At 67.5% G+C, this 20,431-nt stretch carries 14 protein-coding genes; 12 read left to right on the plus strand and 2 right to left on the minus strand.

Annotation, left to right across the window (positions count from 1 at the left end; genetic code table 11):
* The first annotated feature begins 165 nt into the window (after window positions 1–165).
* The 7 genes from carA to ACIGII_RS03895 all read left to right on the plus strand — a co-directional run bounded on the left by carA (window position 166) and on the right by ACIGII_RS03895 (window position 8,792).
* Window positions 166–1,296, plus strand: a complete 1,131-nt coding sequence (gene carA, locus ACIGII_RS03865) for a glutamine-hydrolyzing carbamoyl-phosphate synthase small subunit (protein WP_399634191.1) — start codon at window positions 166–168, stop codon at window positions 1,294–1,296.
* Between the two features lie 129 nt (window positions 1,297–1,425).
* Complete coding sequence (gene carB, locus ACIGII_RS03870) at window positions 1,426–4,668, plus strand: carbamoyl-phosphate synthase large subunit (RefSeq protein WP_399634189.1); 3,243 nt, start codon at window positions 1,426–1,428, stop codon at window positions 4,666–4,668.
* Between the two features lie 8 nt (window positions 4,669–4,676).
* Window positions 4,677–5,141 (plus strand): transcription elongation factor GreA, encoded by a 465-nt coding sequence (gene greA, locus ACIGII_RS03875; protein WP_399634260.1) that lies wholly within the window; start codon window positions 4,677–4,679, stop codon window positions 5,139–5,141.
* Between the two features lie 7 nt (window positions 5,142–5,148).
* Entirely contained in the window at window positions 5,149–6,066 is a 918-nt protein-coding gene (locus tag ACIGII_RS03880) for a phosphoglycerate mutase (RefSeq protein ID WP_399634187.1), read from the plus strand.
* Between the two features lie 120 nt (window positions 6,067–6,186).
* The gene (gene recJ / locus ACIGII_RS03885) at window positions 6,187–7,851 is read left to right on the plus strand and encodes a single-stranded-DNA-specific exonuclease RecJ (protein WP_399634258.1); all 1,665 of its coding nucleotides are present in this window, start codon (window positions 6,187–6,189) and stop codon (window positions 7,849–7,851) included.
* 87 nt (window positions 7,852–7,938) lie between these two features.
* Window positions 7,939–8,466, plus strand: coding sequence for a hypothetical protein (locus ACIGII_RS03890; RefSeq protein ID WP_399634185.1), 528 nt, complete (start codon window positions 7,939–7,941; stop codon window positions 8,464–8,466).
* Window positions 8,467–8,483: 17 nt separating this feature from the next.
* Window positions 8,484–8,792, plus strand: a complete 309-nt coding sequence (locus ACIGII_RS03895) for a hypothetical protein (protein WP_399634184.1) — start codon at window positions 8,484–8,486, stop codon at window positions 8,790–8,792.
* Between the two features lie 13 nt (window positions 8,793–8,805).
* Here the strand turns inward: ACIGII_RS03895 and ACIGII_RS03900 are convergent, their stop codons facing one another.
* Window positions 8,806–9,855, minus strand: coding sequence for a DUF1176 domain-containing protein (locus tag ACIGII_RS03900; RefSeq protein WP_399634182.1), 1,050 nt, complete (start codon window positions 9,853–9,855; stop codon window positions 8,806–8,808).
* Between the two features lie 124 nt (window positions 9,856–9,979).
* On the opposite strand from ACIGII_RS03900, the gene ACIGII_RS03905 reads away from it, so the two are divergent.
* The 5 genes from ACIGII_RS03905 to ACIGII_RS03925 all read left to right on the plus strand — a co-directional run bounded on the left by ACIGII_RS03905 (window position 9,980) and on the right by ACIGII_RS03925 (window position 19,377).
* Window positions 9,980–12,880 (plus strand): VIT domain-containing protein, encoded by a 2,901-nt coding sequence (locus tag ACIGII_RS03905; protein WP_399657411.1) that lies wholly within the window; start codon window positions 9,980–9,982, stop codon window positions 12,878–12,880.
* Window positions 12,881–13,123: 243 nt separating this feature from the next.
* Window positions 13,124–14,249 (plus strand): peptide chain release factor 2 gene (prfB, locus tag ACIGII_RS03910; protein WP_399634256.1). Its coding sequence is split into 2 segments (ribosomal slippage): window positions 13,124–13,198 and window positions 13,200–14,249, totalling 1,125 coding nucleotides; the frame shifts between segments, so codons are not numbered across the junction.
* Window positions 14,250–14,343: 94 nt separating this feature from the next.
* Entirely contained in the window at window positions 14,344–15,861 is a 1,518-nt protein-coding gene (gene lysS / locus ACIGII_RS03915; RefSeq protein WP_399634176.1) for a lysine--tRNA ligase, read from the plus strand.
* A gap of 200 nt (window positions 15,862–16,061) precedes the next feature.
* The gene (locus ACIGII_RS03920) at window positions 16,062–17,201 is read left to right on the plus strand and encodes an HD domain-containing phosphohydrolase (RefSeq protein ID WP_399634175.1); all 1,140 of its coding nucleotides are present in this window, start codon (window positions 16,062–16,064) and stop codon (window positions 17,199–17,201) included.
* 10 nt (window positions 17,202–17,211) lie between these two features.
* Window positions 17,212–19,377 carry an ATP-binding protein gene (locus tag ACIGII_RS03925; RefSeq protein ID WP_399634173.1) on the plus strand — a complete coding sequence of 722 codons (2,166 nt, stop codon included), beginning with the start codon at window positions 17,212–17,214 and terminating at the stop codon, window positions 19,375–19,377.
* A gap of 62 nt (window positions 19,378–19,439) precedes the next feature.
* Here ACIGII_RS03925 and ACIGII_RS03930 read toward each other — a convergent pair whose 3' ends face one another.
* The gene (locus ACIGII_RS03930) at window positions 19,440–20,309 is read right to left on the minus strand and encodes a crotonase/enoyl-CoA hydratase family protein (protein ID WP_399634172.1); all 870 of its coding nucleotides are present in this window, start codon (window positions 20,307–20,309) and stop codon (window positions 19,440–19,442) included.
* Window positions 20,310–20,431: the final 122 nt, after the last annotated feature.

Below are 20,431 nucleotides of genomic sequence, written 5' to 3' on the forward strand. Positions count from 1 at the left end.
CGCACAACCACTGGCGTCGGGGTGCCCTTCCCATTACAATTCCCGCTCGCCGAATCACGACAGCCGGACCGGTCCCGCACCGCAGTCCGCGCTTTTTTGCAACCGCTTTTCCGTGAAGCGAGGCGTGACTTCGGCGACCCCCTCGGTAGCCAAAGTGAGATTCCCGTGACCCAAGCCGCAATCCTCGTCCTCGAAGACGGCACCGTATTCGAGGGCGAATCCGTAGGCGCGCCCGGCCTGTCCGTCGGTGAAGTGGTGTTCAACACCGCCATGACCGGCTACCAGGAAGTGCTGACTGATCCCTCCTACGCACGGCAGATGGTCACGCTGACCTACCCGCATATCGGCAATACCGGCATGACCGACCAGGACGACGAGGCCCGCAAGGTGTGGTCGGCCGGCCTGATCGTGCGCGACGTGCCGCGCCGTCCCAGCAACTGGCGCAGCCAGGTGTCGCTGCAGGACTGGCTGCTGCAGCGTGGCGTGGTCGCCATTTCGGGCATCGACACCCGCAAGCTGACCCGCATCCTCCGCGAGCGCGGCGCCCAGAACGGCGCGCTGATGGCCGGCGACGACATCAACGTGGACGTGGCGCTGGAAGCGGCGCGCAAGTTCCCGGGGCTGAAGGGCATGGACCTGGCCAAGGTGACCAGTACCGACAAGGCATACAGCTGGAACGAGGGCCAGCTCGACCTGGATTCGAACACGTTCGTCAGCGCCGCCCCGCAGTACAAGGTGGTGGCCTATGACTTCGGCGCCAAGCTGAACATCCTGCGCATGCTTGCCGAGCGCGGCTGCGACATCACCGTGGTACCGGCGCAGACCCCGGCCGCCGAGGTGCTGGCGATGAACCCGGACGGCGTGTTCCTGTCCAACGGCCCGGGCGACCCGGAACCGTGCGACTACGCCATCGAGGCGATCAAGGTCTTCCTGGACAAGCAGCTGCCGGTGTTCGGCATCTGCCTGGGCCACCAGCTGCTCGCGCTGGCCTCCGGCGCCAGGACGGTCAAGATGGGGCACGGCCACCACGGCGCCAACCACCCGGTGCAGGACCTGGACGACGGCCGGGTGATGATCACCTCTCAGAACCACGGTTTCGCGGTGGACGAAGCCACGCTCCCGGCCACCCTGCGGGCGACCCACCGCTCGCTGTTCGACGGTACCAACCAGGGCATCGCCCGCACCGACGTGCCGGCGTTCTCGTTCCAGGGCCATCCGGAGGCCTCGCCGGGCCCGCACGATGTCAGCCCGCTGTTCGACCGCTTCATTGCCCTGATGGCGCAGGCCAAGGCCTGACCGGCGGCAGCGCGACGGACCGCGTGTACCTGCACCGCCGCTGCCTTCGGCGCGGCGCTGCAGCCCTGAAGTTTCCTGATCGACAGCGTGCGATCACCCCCGACACGCTGTACAGACCTAGAGAAGACAATGCCAAAGCGCACTGACCTTAAGACCATCCTCATCATCGGCGCGGGCCCGATCGTCATCGGCCAGGCCTGCGAGTTCGACTACTCCGGCGCCCAGGCCTGCAAGGCCCTGCGCGACGAGGGCTACCGCGTCGTGCTGGTCAACAGCAATCCGGCCACGATCATGACCGACCCGGAAATGGCCGACGCGGTCTACATCGAGCCGATCAACTGGCAGACGGTCGAAAAGATCATCGCCAAGGAAAAGCCGGACGCACTGCTGCCGACCATGGGCGGCCAGACCGCGCTGAACTGCGCCCTGGACCTGGCCGACAACGGCGTGCTGGAGAAGTACAACGTCGAGCTGATCGGCGCCAAGCGCGATGCGATCCGCATGGCCGAAGACCGCGAGCTGTTCCGCGTGGCGATGGGCGAGATCGGCCTGGAATGCCCGACCGCCGCGGTCGCGCACACCCTGGAAGAAGCCATCGAGATCCAGACCCGCGTCGGCTACCCGACCATCATCCGCCCCAGCTTCACCCTGGGCGGCAGCGGTGGCGGCATCGCCTACAATCGCGAAGAGCTGGTCGATATCGTGACCCGCGGCCTGGAACTGTCGCCGACCACCGAAGTGCTGGTGGAAGAATCGGTGCTGGGCTGGAAGGAATTCGAGATGGAGGTGGTGCGCGACACCGCCGACAACTGCATCATCGTCTGCTCGATCGAGAACCTGGACCCGATGGGCGTGCACACCGGTGACTCGATCACCGTGGCCCCGGCCCAGACCCTGACCGACAAGGAATACCAGCGCCTGCGCGATGCCTCCATCGCCGTGCTGCGCAAGATCGGCGTGGATACCGGCGGCTCGAACGTGCAGTTCGGCATCAGCCCGACCACCGGCCGCGTGGTCGTGATCGAAATGAACCCGCGCGTGTCGCGTTCGTCGGCGCTGGCCTCCAAGGCCACCGGCTTCCCGATCGCCAAGGTCGCCGCCAAGCTGGCGGTGGGGTACACCCTGGATGAGTTGAAGAACGAAATCACCGGCGGCCTGACCCCGGCCTCGTTCGAACCGTCGATCGACTACGTGGTCACCAAGATCCCGCGCTTTGCCTTCGAGAAGTTCCCGGCCGCCGATGCCCGCCTGACCACCCAGATGAAGTCGGTGGGCGAGGTGATGGCGATGGGCCGCACCTTCCAGGAATCGCTGCAGAAAGCCCTGCGTGGCCTGGAAACCGGCAAGATCGGCCTCGACCCGACCGGCCTGGACCTGGCCAACGAAGACGACATCACCACGCTCAAGCGCGAACTCAAGGCCCCGGGCCCGGAGCGCCTGTTCTTCGTGGGTGATGCGTTCCGCGCCGGCTTCAGCGTGGAAGAGGTGTTCACGCTGTCGCATATCGACCCGTGGTTCCTGGACCAGATCGAAGAGATCATCCAGGCCGAAACCCAGGTGGCCGCCGAAGGCATCGACGCGCTGGACGCCGCGCGCCTGCGCAAGTTCAAGCGCGCCGGTTTCTCCGATGCGCGCCTGGCCGAGCTGACCGGCACCAATGAAGCGGCCGTGCGCGCGCTGCGCCGTGCGCACAAGGTGCGGCCGGTGTACAAGCGCGTGGACTCGTGCGCGGCCGAATTCGGTACCAGCACCGCCTACCTGTATTCGACCTACGAGGACGAATGCGAAGCGGCGCCGAGCAACCGCGATAAGATCATGATCCTGGGCGGCGGTCCGAACCGCATCGGCCAGGGCATCGAGTTCGACTACTGCTGCGTGCACGCGGCACTGGCGCTGCGTGATGACGGTTACGAAACCATCATGGTCAACTGCAACCCGGAAACCGTCTCGACCGACTATGACACCTCCGACCGCCTCTACTTCGAGCCGCTGACGCTGGAAGACGTGCTGGAAATCGTCGAGCTGGAACAGCCCAAGGGCGTGATCGTGCAGTACGGCGGGCAGACCCCGCTGAAGCTGGCGCGCGCGCTGGAAGCCAATGGCGTGCCGGTGATCGGCACCTCGCCCGATTCCATCGACCTGGCCGAGGACCGCGAGCGCTTCCAGCAGCTGGTGGACACACTGGGCCTGAAGCAGCCGCCGAACCGCATCGCCCGCAACGACCAGGAAGCCCTGCTGCTGGCCCGCGAGATCGGCTACCCGCTGGTGGTGCGCCCGAGCTACGTGCTGGGCGGCCGTGCGATGGAAATCGTCTACGGTGAATCCGACCTGGCGCGCTACGTGCGCGACGCGGTCAAGGTGTCCAACGATTCGCCGGTGCTGCTGGACCGCTTCCTGGACAACGCCGTGGAAGTGGACGTGGACATCATTGCCGACAAGGACGGCAACGTGCTGATCGGCGGCGTGATGGAGCACATCGAGGAAGCCGGCGTGCATTCGGGCGATTCGTCCTGCTCGCTGCCGCCGTACTCGCTGTCGGCCGAGACCCAGGCCGAGCTGCGCCGCCAGGTGGTGGAGCTGGCCAAGGCCCTGAACGTGGTCGGCCTGATGAACACCCAGTTCGCGATCCAGGCCGGCGACGACGGCCAGGACATCGTGTACCTGCTGGAAGTGAACCCGCGTGCCTCGCGTACCGTGCCGTTCGTGTCCAAGGCCACCGGCATGGCGCTGGCCAAGATCGCCGCGCGCTGCATGGCCGGCAAGACCCTGGCCGAGCAGGGCGCGACCAAGGAGATCGTGCCGGACTACTACTCGGTCAAGGAAGCGATCTTCCCGTTCGCCAAGTTCCAGGGCGTGGACCCGATCCTCGGGCCGGAAATGCGCTCCACCGGCGAAGTGATGGGCGTGGGCCGCAGCTTCAGCGCCGCCTTCGCGCGTGCGCAGGAAGCCGGCGGCATCAAGGCGCCGCCGCTGGGCAAGGCCTTCGTGTCGGTCCGCGACCCGGACAAGAAGCGCGTGCTTCCGGTGGCGCAGGCGCTGCTGGAGCGTGGCTACTCGCTGGTGGCCACCCGTGGCACCGCCGCGTGGCTGCAGGAACATGGCATGAGCTGCGAGATCGTCAACAAGGTGGTGGAAGGCCGTCCGCACATCGTCGATTCGATCAAGAACGGCGACATCGTGTATATCGTCAACACCACCGAGGGTCGTGCGGCGATCAACGACTCGTTCTCGATCCGTCGGGAAGCGTTGCAGCACCGCGTGACCTACTCGACCACCATTGCCGGCGCCAAGGCGCTGGTGCAATCCCTGGAATTCCGCGGTACCGGCCCGGTCTGGTCGCTGCAGGAGCTGCACAAGGAGTTGAATGCATGAGAGCCCCGATCACCCTGAAGGGCGCGCAGCGCCTGCGTGAGGAACTCGACCACCTGAAGTCGGTCAAGCGCCCGAAGGTCATCGCCGCGATCGCCGAAGCGCGCGAGCATGGCGACCTGAAGGAAAACGCCGAATACCACGCCGCGCGCGAAGAGCAGGGCTTCATTGAAGGCCGCATCAAGCAGCTGGAAGGCGAGCTGTCGCATGCCGAGATCATCGACATCACCAAGCTCAACGCCGGCAGCAAGGTCGTGTTCGGCGCCACGGTCGAGCTGGCCGACGTGGAAAGCGACGAAGAGAAGCGTTACCAGATCGTGGGCGACCTGGAGGCCGACATCAAGCTGGGCCTGATCGCGATCTCCTCGCCGGTGGCGCGGGCGCTGATCGGCAAGAACGAAGGCGACAGCATCGTCATCGACGCGCCGGCGGGCCAGCGCGAGTACGAAATCGTCAGCGTCCAGTACCTGGACTGAGCCGACCATGGCCACGGCAACCCTGTTGCTGCCGGCGCGCAGCCGCTTCCCGGCGGCGGCGTTGCCCGATGACGTGGCCAAGGCGCTCGGCCGCGCCGAGCGCAGCCATGTCGATGCCGGTGAACGCGCCCAGCTGCAGCGGCATTTCCAGCTGCAGCCGGGCGAGTGGCCGGTGGCCGCGCTGACCCGTCAGCTCGACGTGGGCGATGCCCACGATGGCGTGTGGCTGCGCGCCGACCCGGCCAACGTGGTGCCGGACATGCATGGCGCACGGATGATGGGCCACGGCGACACGCTGCGCCTGGACGCGGAGGATGTGGCGGCACTGCTGCCGGCGTTGCAGCCGTTGTTCGCCGGCTATGGGTTCAGCCTGGACGCGCCGACCCCGTCACGCTGGTACCTGCGCCTGCCGCCGGGCACCACGCTGCCCGCGTTTGCCGCCCCGGACGATGTGCTGGGCGATGACCTGTTTGCGTTCCTGCCCGAAGGCGATGCCGGGCGCCGCTGGCGCGCGTTGCTGACCGAAGCGCAGGTGGTGCTGCATCAGCACCCGTGGAACGCCCAGCGCGTGGTGGCGGGCAAGCGCGCGGTGAACTCGCTGTGGTTCTGGGGCGGGGGCGAGCTGCCCGGGGCGGTGCGTACCGCGCATGCGCAGGTGCGCAGCCGCGATGCGCTGCTGCAGGCGCTGGCCAAGGCGGCGGGCGTGCAGGCCGACGGTGACCAGCAGGTGGATGCGCTGGTGGACCTGCGCCAGCTGCGTTCGCTGGAGCAGCTGGGCAACGATGCGATCCGGCCGCTGTTGTCGGCACTGCAGCGCGGCGAGCTGCGCCGGTTGGTGCTGGATTTCGAGGACGGCGCCCGTTTCGAGCTGGACAAGGGCCAGCGCTGGCGGTTCTGGAAGAAGCCGGTGCAGCTGCACGATTGATGACGGGTATCATGGTGGCCATCGGCGTTCGCGCTGTTTATAGAGCCCGCCTTGACCCCTGCTGATTCCCTCCAGATCCAACGCCGTCCTGTTGCCGTGCCCGGCGACTGGCCCGGCGACATGTTGCCGCTGCTGCAGCGCCTGTACGCAGCGCGCGGCGTCGTCGATGCGGCGCAGGCGCAGCCGAAGCTGGCGCAGCTGCATCCGCCGGAGCTGATGGGCAGCATGCAGGCGGCGGTGGACCTGCTGGCCGCGGCGATTGCCGCCGGCGAGCGCATCCTGGTGGTAGGCGACTTCGATTGCGATGGCGCCACGGCCTGCGCGGTCGGCGTGCGCGGCCTGCGCATGCTCGGCGCGCGCGACGTCGTGCATGCGGTACCCAACCGAATGCTGCACGGCTATGGCCTGTCGCCATCACTGGTGGCCGAACTGGCCCCGCTGCAGCCCGGCCTGCTGGTGACGGTCGATCACGGCATTGCCTGCCATGCCGGCGTTTCCGCAGCCAAAGCGCTCGGTTGGAAAGTGCTGGTCACCGACCACCACCTGCCCGGCGAGCAGCTGCCGCCGGCCGATGCCATCGTGGACCCCAACATCAACGGCGATGCATTCCCCAGCAAAGCCCTTGCCGGGGTGGGGGTGATTTTCTACGTGTTGATGGCGCTGCGGCGGCACCTGCGCGTGCAGGGCGCCTTTGCCGCAGGTGCGGAACCGGATCTGCTGACGCTGCTGGACCTGGTCGCGGTCGGCACCGTGGCCGATCTGGTGGCCCTTGACGCCAACAACCGGGCGCTGGTTGCTGCCGGCCTGCGCAGGCTGCGGGCCGGGCAGGGCTGCGTGGGCCTGCAGGCGCTGATCGAGGCCAGTGGCCGCGATGCGGCGCGGCTGAGTGCCACGGATATCGGCTTCGCGCTTGGCCCACGCCTGAACGCCGCCGGGCGGCTGGAGGACATGGCGCTGGGCATCGAGCTGCTGCTTACCGAGGACCGCAGCCAGGCGCGGGAGATCGCGCAGACGCTGGAACAGATCAACGCCGAGCGGCGTGCCGTGCAGCAGTTGATGACCGATGACGCGGAACTCGCGGTCTCGCGTGCGGTGCTGACTGCCGAAGGCGAGCGCCCGATCGCGGCCTGCCTGTTCGATGCCGAATGGCATCCGGGCGTGGTGGGCCTGGTGGCGTCGAAGATGAAGGATCGCCTGCATCGACCGGTGATTGCGTTTGCGCCCTCCGAACCTGGCAGCGATTCGCTGCGCGGTTCGGCGCGGTCGATCGCCGGCTTCCACATCCGTGACGCGCTGGCGCTGGTCAACGCCGCCCACCCGGGGCTGATCGACAAGTTTGGTGGTCACGCAATGGCCGCCGGCCTGAGCCTGCCGCACGCGCGGCTGCAGGAATTCCAGCACGCCTTCATTGCGGTGGTCGAAGCCAGCATGGATCCGGCCTCGCTGCAGCAGCTGCTGATGAGCGATGGTGAACTTGCCCCGGCCGAGCTGGATTTCCAGCACGCCGAAGCGCTGCGCCTGGCCGGCCCATGGGGGCAGGGCTTCCCGGAGCCGCTGTTCGATGGTCACTTCCAGGTGGCCCGCTGGCAGGTGCTGAAGGAGAAGCATCTCAAGCTCAGCCTGCGCGTACCGGGTCGCGCCGAGCCGATCAACGCGATCCACTTCAGTGGCTGGCGCGGCAATGCGCCGGCCAACAACGTGCACATCGCCTATCGCCTGGTCAGCGACGACTACCGCGGCGGCGGTGCGATCCAGCTGATCATCGAGCACTGCGCCGACGCGTGATTGGGACTGCGCCTACTGTGGCGCCGGATCGAGACACGTAGTGTCACGCCATTGCCCGCCATCTTGGCTTGGGGAGTGGCGAAAGACATGTCGCATGTTCGCTGGACCTACCTGGTTGCCACGCTGTTGGTCTGCGCATCGCTCGTCCATCTGAAGGGGGAGTGGGGCAATTCCGACAGCATCAACGTGTTCAACTACTGGTGCGGAGGCGCGACATTGGTGGCGCTGGTCGTTGCCATTGGGGAGATCGTGCATGCCGGAACCGCTGGAAAGGCAGTAAGGAAGGCCTTTGCGCGTGCCGCGCACCAGCAAGCAAAGGTTCTAGCTATCGAAGTCATCTCTTTGATAGATGACGTGAGCTCGAAAGTTCAGCGAAAAGACTATAGTGCGGCCTTGAGGGCACTGCAGATGGCGCGCCGCTTCCTGGCGCGGCTGGATGCGCGGTACGCGAAGGACCTCACCCAGCACCCTTCGCTCACGCCCCTGTTGAACGATGCGGAAATGATCATCCTGAAGGCAATCCATAACACGGCAAGCGCGACGATGAGCCGGGAGGCCCGCCATACGCTCAGCGATTATCTGGTCAGGATCAAGTCAAGCGTGGAGACGCTGTAACGAAGAGGAGTGGAAGAATGATGTTGCCGACCGGTCTATTGACGTTCCTGGAAAAGGTCCTCCTTAAGACGGAGGCTGGCGAACTGGTGTGGCTGTTCGATGCGGAGGGTGACGATGTCTCGGTGGGAACACCGGAGTTCAGCATGACGGTTCGGCACGACTTCAACCGGAATCTGGAAGCCAACCAGTTCATGGTCTTCTATCGAGGCGGCATGGATCAGCAGGCCCATCGCTTTGTCACCAACGACAGTGCCGAGGGCGATTACCTGCTGCTGCAGCGCCTGTTCAATGCCGCGCAGGCAACCTCGACCGTGTTCCCGTTCTGATCCTGCGGGCGGCTCAGGGAGCCTCCTTCACCTTGGTTACCAGCGTGGGCAGGTCCCAGGCACCGCCTGCGGCGACCAGCCGGCACAGGCCGGTGGTGCTGTCTGATGTCTTGACGTAAGCAGTGCCGTTCCACGCCCAGCTGGCGCTGGACCAGCAGTCGCCCAACCCGCGGCCCTTGTGCGAGGACGAGATGGTCAGCACGTCGTCGTCCACGCCCAGGTTGGTGATGTAAGCCGGCTGGTAGGGGGCGTGGTCATTGACCACCCAGTAGCCGCTGCCTGCGTTGTAGGCGCCGCGCCAGCAGGTCATGGACACCAGCAGCCGGCGGTTGTCCAGGCGCTTGACCTCGATCGCCTGGGGGTCTTCGTCGGGATAGGTGCCCTCGCTGGGGTGCAGTGCTTCGCAGTCGTCCTGCGAGGTCGCGGCGGCCAGTGCAGCGCGCAGCGCCGGGGCGTTGGCCAGCGCTTGGTCGGCCGGGCGCGTGGCCACGCGTGGTGGCAGGGTCACCACCGGTACCGGCAGCGAGGCGGGCACGCTGGCTTCGGCGCGGCTGCCTTTGCGCAGGATCGCGCCCGGCGTGCCGAGCCGACCCTGGTATTCGTCCATCTTCAGCAGTACCGCCGATGCGCCACGGTCGGAGAGGGTCCATTGGCGGCCGTTGTCGCCGATCAGCTCGATGCTGCTGTCCTTCACCAGCGCCTTGAGCAGTGCCGTCACCTGCGCCGCAGAGAAACGGGTGGTGTCCGCCACGGTGCCCAGCGCGGTGCCGTTGATGCGCAGGGTGACGGTGGCCGGCAGGTCGCTTTCCTCGTACTCGCCCAGCATCAGCTCGGCCCCGATCGGCTGGTCTGGCCCGCCACGCCGGGTGAGCAGCACGGAGACCGGATCGCCGCCGGCGTCCTCGTTCTGGTACCCGGCCGCCCGGCAGGTGCGGGTGTTGTCGCAGGCCAAGGTCCAGTCCTCATGGCTGAATGCCACGCCGGGCGTGATCGCGCCGGCCGGCGCAGCGTGTGCGAGCGGGAGCAGGCCGGCAAGCAGCAGGGGGATCAGGGACAGGCGCATGCGGACATCCTTCTTCTGCAACATTCCATGGGGGAGGGATCGTGGACCAGCAGGGGGCGTGCTGTCCAACCCCGTTTCCGGTGCTGGTGCGTTCAACCCTTCGTCATCGGATCAGGAGCGTCACATGGACAGCGTGTTGCGCGGTATCGGCTTGGGGTTGTTGCTGTGGGTGGGCGGGGGAGCGGGCGTGCCGACGGCGGCAGCGCAGCGCTTGGTCGAGCCGTTGCTGAAGGTGTCCGGTGCGGAACAGCCGGTGCAGCTGGAGCAGGCGCGCATCGACAGCCATGTGGCGGCCGGTCTGGCCGAGACCCGTATCGAACTGGTGTTCCGCAACCCGAACCGGCGCGTGCTGGAGGGAGCGTTGGAATTCCCGTTGGCCGAGGGCCAGCAGGTGACCGCGTTCGCGCTGGATATCGACGGCGTGCTGCGCGATGCGGTGCCCGTGCCCAAGGCGCAGGGACGGCAGGTGTTCGAGGCGATCGAGCGGCGCCGGGTCGACCCGGGCCTGCTGGAGCAGACCGCCGGCAACCAGTTCCGCCTGCGCATCTACCCCATTCCAGCGCTGGGCACGCGCCGGGTCGCGCTGACCGTGCGTGAGGCCCTGCCGGTGGGCAGGGAGGGCCTGCGCTGGACGCTGCCGCTGCAGTTCGTGGGCCAGGCCAACGCGGTACAGCTGCAGCTGGACGCGGTCGCCACCGGCGTACCGGTGACGCACGGACCGCCGACGCTCGCCCTGGCCCTGCGCGACGGCGCCTGGCGCGCCCAGTGGCAGGGCAGCGGCAGGCAGTTGCCGGATCAGCTGGGCTGGACCCTGCCGCTGCCGCGCGGGGTCGATGCGGTGCGGGGTGACTTCGATGGCGACCCCTATGTGATGGTGCAGGTGCCTGTGCCGGTGCAGGCCCGCGAACGCACCTTGCCGCATCGCGTCGGCGTGCTGTGGGATGCGTCCGGATCGGCGCGCCATCGCGACACGGCTGCGGAACTGGCCGTGCTGGGGCGCTACGTCGCCGCCATCGGCAATGGCGAGGTACAGCTGACCGTGCTGCGCGATCGCGCCGAGCCGGCCCGTCGTTTCGCGATCCGCAACGGCGACTGGAGCGCGCTGCGCAGGTACCTGGAGGCCTTGCCCTACGACGGTGCCAGCGCGCTGGGCGACTGGACCGCGCAGCCTGATATCGACGAGTACCTGCTGGTCAGCGATGGCCTGGCCAACTACGGCAGGCGCGAGCGCCCCGCACTGCGTGCGAACCAGCGCCTGTATGCGCTCAGTGGCGCCGGTGCGCGCACCGACAGCGACCGCCTGCGTGCGTGGGTGGGTGCAGGGCAGGGGCAGCTGCTGGTGTTGAACGGCAGCCAGGATGTGGACGCGATGGCAGCGCGGCTGCTGCGGGACAACCCGGGCAGCGTGCAGGCCGAAGGCGATGGGGTGGACGAGCTGATCGTGGATGCCGACCGCGCCGGCCAGGGCTGGGTGCGCGTGCTGGCCCGGATGCAGAACGCGAACGGCGTGCTGCGGCTGCAGGTGCCGGCTGCAGGCGGTGGCCACAAGGCGCTGACGATACCGTTGGCGCAGGCGCGCGATACCGGCGGTGCACTGGTCGCCCATGCCTGGGCAGACGCCCGGCGTCGCGAGCTGGCCGCAGACCCGGCAGGCAACCGTGCCGCACTCCAGTCACTGTCGCAGCGCTTCGGGCTGGTGGGCCCCGATACCTCGCTGCTGGTGCTGGAAACGCTGGACGACTACCTGCGCTACGGCATTCGCCCGGCTGCCCCGCTGCAGCGGGACTACGACCGGCTGCACGCGGTGAAGCTGGATGACGAGGCCAGCGCCCGCCGCGCGCGTTTGGACACGCTGGCCCGGCAGTTCGCCGAACGCGAGCAATGGTGGAACCGGGCCTGGCCCAAAGGCGCACCTCCGGCGGCGGCGTCGAACAGGCAGTTGATGGCACCGATGCCGGCTGCCGCGCCGGCACCGCCCGCGCCGGCCAGGATGCTGGCCGCCGACAGCGCGCAGCGCGAGCGGGCGGAGGCCGCGCCGCTCAACGCCGCCCCGCGCGCGCAGGCCGATGCTGCGTCCGATAGGGCGGTGGAAGCCGATGCCGATGACCGGGCAAACCAGGGTGCGCTGCGCATCACCGTCGCCGCGTGGGCACCGGATTCGGCCTACGCCCGCCGGTTGCGCGCGGCACGACCGGACGCGGTGTACGCGCTGTACCTGCAGGAACGTGACCAGCACGCCGACAGCAGTGCCTTCTACCTGGACGTGGCCGACATGCTGTTCGCCCACGGCCAGCGCGACCTGGCGCTGCGGGTGCTGTCCAACCTGGCCGAGATGCAGCTGGAGAACCGCCACGTGTTGCGCGTGCTGGGCTACCGGTTGATGCAGGCCAAGGCGCCGGCGCTGGCGGTACCGGTGTTCCGTGACGTGCTGGCGCTGGGCGAGGAAGAGCCGCAGAGCTTCCGGGACCTGGCCCTGGCGCTGGAAGCCGACCACCAGCCGCAGGCGGCGCTGGCCGCGTTCAATGAGGTGGTGGTGCGGCCGTGGGACGAGCGCTTCGACGGCATCTCGCTGATCGCGCTGGACGAGCTGACCACGCTGTTGGCGCGCACCGGGGTGGATGCCCGCGCCGTGGACCCGCGCCTGCGCCGGCCGATGCCGCTGGACCTGCGCGTGGTGCTCAGCTGGGACAGCGACAACAGCGACATGGACCTGTGGGTGACCGACCCCAATGGCGAGCGCGCGTACTACGGCAACCGGCTGACCTTCCAGGGCGGGCAGATGTCGCGCGACTTCACCGGTGGCTACGGCCCCGAGCAGTTCTCGTTGCGCCAGGCAAAGCCCGGCCGGTACAAGGTGGAGGCGAACTACTTCGGCAGCCGCGAACAGCTGGTGACGGGTGCGACCACGCTGACCCTGCGCCTGAGCACGCACTGGGGCAGCCGCCGCCAGCAGGACCAGCAGGTCACGATGCGCCTGAAGGACAGTGCCGATACCGTGCTGGTGGGCGAGTTCGAGGTGCGGTGACAGGCCCCTTGGGCCGGCCAACGGCCGGCGCTACCGGGCGCGCCGCGTCCAACCGATGCCGGGCGAGCGCCCGCCACCTGGCATGCAGGACGCAACCCGGTAGCGCCGGCCGTTGGCCGGCCCGCAGGAACCCATGGAACGCACTGGCCCTGAACGCCGTCCACCCGCCTTCGGGCCCCAAACATGAACAGGCTGCTCTGCGCTACAATTCGCCTCTTGTCCCAAGCCTTCATGACCGCCGATATGATCGAGCTCAATCCCGTGCGCCAGCGAATCACCGATCTGACCGATCGCGTGGTCTCGCTCAGGGGGTATCTTTGACTACGACGCCAAGAAAGAGCGTCTGGAAGAAGTAACCCGGGAACTGGAAAACCCCGACATCTGGAACAACGCCGAATACGCCCAGACCCTGGGCCGCGAGCGTTCCAGCCTGGAGAAGACGGTCGGCGGCATCGCCACCATCCTGGACGGGCTGACCGAATCCAACGAACTGCTGGAACTGGCTGAGAGCGAACAGGACGAAGACACCGCCCTGGCCGTGGTCGCCGACCTGGACAAGTACCAGAAGCACGTCGAACAGCTGGAGTTCCAGCGCATGTTCTCCGGCAAGATGGACAACGCCCCGGCGTTCGTCGACATCCAGGCCGGTGCCGGCGGCACCGAAGCCCAGGACTGGGCCGAAATCCTGCTGCGCATGTACCTGCGCTGGTGCGAATCGCGCGGCTGGAAGACCGAACTGATGGAAGTGTCCGGCGGCGACGTCGCGGGCATCAAGTCGGCCACGCTGCGGGTGGAAGGCGACTACGCCTATGGCTGGCTGAAGACCGAAACCGGCGTGCACCGCCTGGTGCGCAAGTCGCCGTTCGATTCGGACAACCGCCGCCACACCAGCTTCACCTCGGTGTTCGTGTCGCCGGAAGTGGACAACAACATCGAGATCGACATCAACCCGGCCGACCTGCGTACCGACGTGTACCGTTCGTCCGGTGCCGGTGGTCAGCACGTCAACAAGACCGAATCGGCGGTGCGTATCACGCACATTCCGACCAATACGGTCGTGGCCTGCCAGACTGGCCGCAGCCAGCACCAGAACCGCGACAACGCGATGAAGATGCTGGCCGCCAAGCTGTACGAGCTGGAAATCCAGAAGCGCAACGCCGAGCGCGATGCGGTGGAAGCGACCAAGTCCGACATCGGCTGGGGCAGCCAGATCCGCAACTACGTACTCGACCAGAGCCGTATCAAGGACCTGCGCACCGGCATCGAACGTTCGGACACGCAGAAGGTGCTCGATGGCGACCTCGACGAATTCGTCGAAGCCAGCCTGAAGTCGGGCCTGGAAGTCGGTGCCAAACGCCTCGATGCCTGACCGTCGGGCCGCCGCGTGCGGCCCTTCCGCTTTACCCCCGGCACGCGCCGGGGGGTGTATCCCCGTCCATATCCCCCAGACATAGACCCCCGCCATGAACGATCAGACCCCCGCGCCGCAGACCCCCGTCGACGAGAACAGCCTCATCGCCGAGCGCCGCGCGAAACTGACCGCGCTGCGCGGGCAGGGCATCGCCTACCCGAACGACTTCCGCCGCGAGGACTTCGCCGGCAAGCTGCAGGCCGAGTTCGCCGATGCCGAGGCGTGGACCGCCGAAGCGCTGGAAGCCACCGACCGCACGGTGAAGATGGCGGGCCGGCTGATGGCCAAGCGGGTGATGGGCAAGGCCAGCTTCGCCCAGATCCAGGACGAGTCCGGCCGCATCCAGCTGTTCCTGCAGGGCAATGCGCTGGGCGAGGTCTACACCGCCTTCAAGGGCTGGGACGTGGGCGACATCATTGCCGTGGAAGGCGGGCTGACCCGGACCAAGACCGGCGAGCTGTCGGTCAAGGCCACCAGCATCCGCCTGCTGACCAAGTCGCTGCGCCCGCTGCCGGACAAGTGGCACGGCCTGGCCGACGTGGAGCAGCGCTACCGCCAGCGCTACGTGGACCTGATCGTGACCCCGGAGTCGCGCGAGGTGTTCATCAAGCGCTCGCGGATCATCCGCGCCATGCGCGCCTGGCTGGACAACCGCGACTTCCTGGAAGTCGAAACGCCGATGATGCATTACATCCCCGGCGGCGCCACGGCCAAGCCGTTCACCACCCACCACAACGCGCTGGACCTGGACCTGTACCTGCGCGTGGCCCCGGAGCTGTACCTCAAGCGCCTGGTCGTGGGCGGCCTGGAGCGCGTGTACGAGATCAACCGCAACTTCCGCAACGAAGGCGTCAGCACCCGGCACAACCCCGAATTCACCATGATGGAGCTGTACGAGGCCTACGCCACGTACACCGAAGTGATGGACCTGACCGAAGGCGTGATCCGCGACGTGGCCAGCAAGGTGCTGGGCACCACCACGGTGGAGTGGGACGGCGCCACCATCGACCTGGCCCCGGCGTTCCGCCGCTGGCGCATGGACGAGGCGGTGCGCCACCACAACCCGGAGATCAGCGAAGCGGACTGCACCGACCGCGAGGCGCTGCTGCGCCATTGCGAGCGCCTGAAGATCCGGGTCAAGCCGTCCTACGGCTGGGGCAAATTGCTGCTGGAGATCTTCGAAGCCACCGTCGAGCACACCCTGGTGCAGCCGACCTTCATTACCGACCACCCGGTCGAGGTCTCGCCGCTGGCCCGGGCCAACGACGACCAGCCCGGCTACACCGACCGCTTCGAGCTGTTCATCAACGGCAAGGAGCTGGCCAACGGCTTCTCCGAGCTGAACGACCCGGAAGACCAGGCCGCCCGGTTCCAGGCCCAGGTGACGGCCAAGGAGGGCGGCGACGATGAGGCCATGCACTACGACGCGGACTATATCCGTGCGCTGGAGTACGGTATGGCCCCGACCGGCGGCCTGGGCATCGGCATTGACCGGCTGGTGATGCTGCTGACCGGCAGCAGCTCGATCCGGGACGTCCTCCTGTTCCCCTACATGCGCCCGGAAAACTGAGACGTAGTTCCGGAAGGGCCGCCGTGGCCCTCCGGGCGGGGTTCCGCTGGGAAGGCCGTACGAGTATGGTTTCTGCGTGGTCTATTGATGCCCCCTATGGGCGACGGCCACGGAACATGAGAACTGGACGGAGCCCGCGTGACATCCATCACGGCTTCACCACGATCATGCACGGGGAATCATGAGCGGAGGTGGGTCCCATGCAAGGTGCCGGCGTACAAACCAGCGGAGTATCCTCTTCGCAGCATGTTCCAGTGTGGTCCAGGAAGACGACGGAAGCAGCCTTGAATATTGTCATCGTTGACGATCAGACGTCTGCGCGCACGATGCTGCGGCATGTCATCGAGGACATCGCGCCCGAACTGAGCGTGCATGATTTCGGCGACCCGCTCACCGCGCTGGCCTGGTGCGAAGCGCACGGGGTGGATCTGCTGCTGCTGGACTACCGCATGCCGGAGATGGATGGGCTGGAATTCGCCCGTCGCTTCCGCCGCCTGCCCAAGCACCGCGACATCCCGGTGATCCTGATTACCGTGGTCGGCGACGAGCCGATCCGCCAAGCTGCGCTCGAGGCCGGGGTGATCGACTTCCTGGTCAAGCCGATCCGCCCGCGCGAGCTGCGTGCACGCTGCTACAACCTGCTGCAGCTGCGCCAGCAGTCGGAGAATGTGAAGCAACGCGCGATGTCGCTTGAACAGCGGCTGCTGGCCAGCATGCACGAGGTGGAGGAGCGCGAGCGCGAGACGCTGTCGCGGCTGGCCCGTGCGATCGAGTTCCGTGACGCCGGCACCAGCGCCTATCTGGAGCGCATGGCCCACGTGGCCGGCTTGATCGCTGAACAGCTGGGCCTGCCCGAGGAAGAGGTCAAGCTGATCGAAATGGCGGCCCCGCTGCACGACATGGGCAAGATCGCCATTCCCGATGCGGTGCTGCTCAAGCAGGGCAAGCTGGACGAGGACGAGCTGGCGATCATGCGCCGGCACCCGCGGATCGGATATGAGCTGCTCAGCGGCAGCCAGAACCGCTTCATCCAGGTCGGCGCGCTGATCGCGCTGCGCCACCACGAACGCTACGACGGCAGTGGCTATCCCGACGGCCTGCGCGGCGACGCGATTCCGCTGGAAGCCCGGATCGTGGCGGTGGCCGACGTGTTCGACGCGCTGATCTCGCCGCGGCCCTACAAGGAAGCGTGGACGATGGACGCGACCCTGGCCTACCTGTACGCGCAGCGCGGGCGTCTGTTCGATCCACGCTGCGTGGATGCGCTGCTGCGCGGCCGGCAACAGCTGGATGCGATCTGCGCGCAGCATTCCACTGCGTCGGCGCGACCGGGGATGTGACGTGCAGGGCATGATCCATGCGTTGAAGCAGCGGCTGGGCAGCCGACCCGATACCGAGCACGGCCAGGCGATCGTGCGCATGGTGCTGATCGTGCTGATCCTGGGCTACGTGCTGCTTCCCGGTCCCCGCCACGACCTGCCGCACCATCAATACCAGGTGGTGCTGGGCATCGTGCTGACCGGTTTGACCCTGTCGGTACTGCTGTTCGCGTGGCTGCTGGCGCGCCCGGGGCGCTCGGACCCGCGCCGCGTGGCCGGCATGCTGGCCGACTACGGCCTGATCGCCGCTGGCATGGTGCAGATGGGCGAACCGCTGGCCTGGGTCTACATCGTGGTGATGTGGGTGACCGTGGGCAACGGCATGCGCTACGGCAACAAGTACCTGTACGCCGCCGTCGGCATGGCGCTGGTCAGCTTCGGGGTGACCGTGCTGGCCACCGGGTACTGGCAGGCCAACGCGCGGCTGGGCTTCGGCCTGTGGCTGGGCCTGGCGGCGGTGCCGCTGTATTTCGCCACGCTGCTGCGCCAGTTGACCCATGCGATGGACGAGGCGCGCCGCGCCAGCGAAGCCAAGAGCCGCTTCCTGGCCAACATGAGCCACGAATTCCGCACGCCGCTGAACGGCCTGTCCGGCATGACCGAGGTGCTGGCCACCACCAGCCTGGACGAAGAACAGCGCGAGTGCGTCAACACCATCCAGGCCTCTTCGCGCAGCCTGTTGGCGCTGGTGGAAGAGGTGCTGGACATTTCGGCCATCGAAGCCGGCAAGCTGCGCGTGGTCGCCGAGGACTTCTCGCTGGACGAGGTGGTCCAGTCGATCGGCCTGATCCTGATGCCGCAGGCCAGGCTCAAGCGGCTGGACTACCAGGTCAAGGTGGCCGCCGGCGTGCCCAAGCTGCTGCGCGGCGATCTTGGCCACCTGCGCCAGATCCTGCTCAACCTGGCCGGCAACGCAGTCAAGTTCACCGAGCACGGCCGCGTCGAGATCCGGGTATCGCAGCTGCGCGAAGACAACGAGGGCCAGGTCCGGCTGCGCTTCGACATCCTCGACACCGGCATCGGCGTGGTCCCGGACATGCGCGCGCGCCTGTTCCAGGCCTTCGAACAGGCCGACGTCAGCCTGGGCCGACGGCATGAGGGCAGCGGGCTGGGGACGTCGATTTCGCGCGGGCTGGTGGAAGCGATGGGCGGACAGATCGGCTACGCCGAGAACCCGCCGCAGGGCAGCTGCTTCTGGTTCGAACTGCCGTTCGCGCTGCCACCGGTGGTGGCGGGCGAGTACACCTCGGCCGTGGTCGGGGAGGGCGGCGGCGCGGCAGCGGACAATGTGATCGCGTTCGCCGACCCGTTCCTGCGCCATCGCGCCCGGGTGCGCAGCATGAAGGTGCTGGTCGCCGACGACCACCAGGCCAACCGGCTGGTGCTGCAGCGGCTGCTGCAGAAGGCCGGGCACAAGGTGGTCTGCGTCAACGGTGGCGAAGCGGTGCTCGATGCCATGGCCGAGAGCGATTACGACGTGGCCATCGTCGACCTGCACATGCCGGGCATGAGCGGGCTGGACATGCTGAAGGAACTGCGCGTGCTGCAGGCCGGTGGCGCACCGCGTACCCCGGTGCTGGTGCTCAGTGCCGATGTCACCCCCGAGTCGATCCAGCAGTGCACCCAGGCCGGCGCACACACGTTCTTCGGCAAGCCGGTGGTGCCGGTCAAGCTGCTCGACACGCTGGCCGAGATTGCCGCCAACGACGGGCTCAAGGTGCGTACGGCGGTGGTGCCGCCACCGCCCGTCGCGGTAGGCGTGCTGGACACCGGCGTGCTCGACGAGCTGGCCGCACTCGGCATGGGCGACAGCTTCGAGCAGGAGTTCATCCGCCAGTGCCTGGCCGACGCCACGCAGTGCGTGGGCGTGGCCATGGAGGCGGGCGAACGCGGCGACTGGCTGCACCTGCGCGAGCAGGCCCATGCGATCAAGGGCGTGGCCAGCAACCTGGGGTTGGTGCGGGTGGCTTACCGTGCCGGCGAGGTGATGCACATGGCCGACTGGCAGCTCAAGAGCGAGTGGCGCGAGCGGATGGCGTTGATCCGCGGCGCGGTCAAGGAAGGCCGACAGGCGCTGGAGGAGCGCGGGCGCCCGGGCGCAGCGTCCAGCGACGACGGCGGCATCGACATGCGATGAAGGAAAAAAGCCCGGTCCTCACCGGGCTTTTTTACCGACTCCCCTTGCTGGCGGTGGCGCGCTTACGCGGCATCGAACTGGGCACGACGGGTCTGCGCCTTGATCAACCGATCCATGGTGCGCAGCGACTTCTCTTCCAGGGCCAGTGCCGAATCCACCCAGATCCTGGTGATTTCCAGCAGTTCGTCATAGCCCACCGCCTGGGCCAGGTTGCGTGCGGCGTTCATCGCCAGGTAGGTGCGCGGGGTGCGCTGCTGCTGGCGGATCAGGTCTTCGGCGGCCTTGATTCCGTGTCCCTTGGGCACCAGCACATCGACCACGCCCATGGCATGCATCTCTTCGGACGAATAGACGCGACCTTCCAGGATGATCTTCTCGGCCAGCTGCGGGGCCACCCGGCGACACAGGAACGAGTACGCGCCCATGCCCGGGAACAGCCCGAACAGTACTTCGGGCAGGCCCATGCCGCAGCCCTCCTCGGCGATGATGGTGTGGCAGGCCAGCGCCATTTCCAGCCCGCCGCCCAGTGCATCGCCCTGGATCACGGCGATGGAACGCACGTCACCGCCGAAGCCGGTGTGCAGGTGATGCACACCTTCAACGCAACGCTGGGCGTAGGCCAGCAGGCGGTCGCGGTTGCCTTCGCGGATGAGCTGGGCGAACAGGGCAAGGTCGCCGCCCAGGTTGTAGGCGGTGGCGTCGGAGGCCAGCACGAAGTGGCGCAGTTTGCCGCTGTTGCGCTCGGCCGGGGACAGGGTGATCTGGCTCATCACGCTCCACATCTCGTCCAGCATGTCCTTGCGGCAGCAGGGACGGATGCCGGTGGCGGCATCGGCGTGCATGAAGAGCCAGTGGGCGGCGTTGTCGGGGGTCGATTCGGTGCGGATGGTCGCATAGCCGCGGGAATACGGGAGCTTTTCGATGGATTGCATGGGGATTACCTCGGCGGGTTGGCCTGCAGGGAGGACGGTGGGCGGCAGGCCGGACGGGTCCACACGCCGCGATCCTACACCGCCGGTGCCGGGGGGAATGCATGTATCCCGGCGGCACCGCG

Source organism: Stenotrophomonas sp. NPDC077420, from assembly GCF_044543385.1.
GTDB lineage: Bacteria > Pseudomonadota > Gammaproteobacteria > Xanthomonadales > Xanthomonadaceae > Stenotrophomonas.

Bases quoted from the DNA above. Each gene is read 5' to 3' on its own strand.
- carB (WP_399634189.1), top strand. From the start codon at position 1,426: ATGCCAAAGCGCACTGACCTTAAGACCATCCTCATCATCGGCGCGGGC.
- ACIGII_RS03880 (WP_399634187.1), top strand. From the start codon at position 5,149: ATGGCCACGGCAACCCTGTTGCTGCCGGCGCGCAGCCGCTTCCCGGCG.
- recJ (WP_399634258.1), top strand. From the start codon at position 6,187: ATGTTGCCGCTGCTGCAGCGCCTGTACGCAGCGCGCGGCGTCGTCGAT.
- ACIGII_RS03890 (WP_399634185.1), top strand. From the start codon at position 7,939: ATGTCGCATGTTCGCTGGACCTACCTGGTTGCCACGCTGTTGGTCTGC.
- ACIGII_RS03895 (WP_399634184.1), top strand. From the start codon at position 8,484: ATGATGTTGCCGACCGGTCTATTGACGTTCCTGGAAAAGGTCCTCCTT.
- ACIGII_RS03900 (WP_399634182.1), bottom strand. From the start codon at position 9,855: ATGCGCCTGTCCCTGATCCCCCTGCTGCTTGCCGGCCTGCTCCCGCTC.
- ACIGII_RS03905 (WP_399657411.1), top strand. From the start codon at position 9,980: ATGGACAGCGTGTTGCGCGGTATCGGCTTGGGGTTGTTGCTGTGGGTG.
- lysS (WP_399634176.1), top strand. From the start codon at position 14,344: ATGAACGATCAGACCCCCGCGCCGCAGACCCCCGTCGACGAGAACAGC.
- ACIGII_RS03920 (WP_399634175.1), top strand. From the start codon at position 16,062: ATGCAAGGTGCCGGCGTACAAACCAGCGGAGTATCCTCTTCGCAGCAT.
- ACIGII_RS03925 (WP_399634173.1), top strand. From the start codon at position 17,212: ATGATCCATGCGTTGAAGCAGCGGCTGGGCAGCCGACCCGATACCGAG.
- ACIGII_RS03930 (WP_399634172.1), bottom strand. From the start codon at position 20,309: ATGCAATCCATCGAAAAGCTCCCGTATTCCCGCGGCTATGCGACCATC.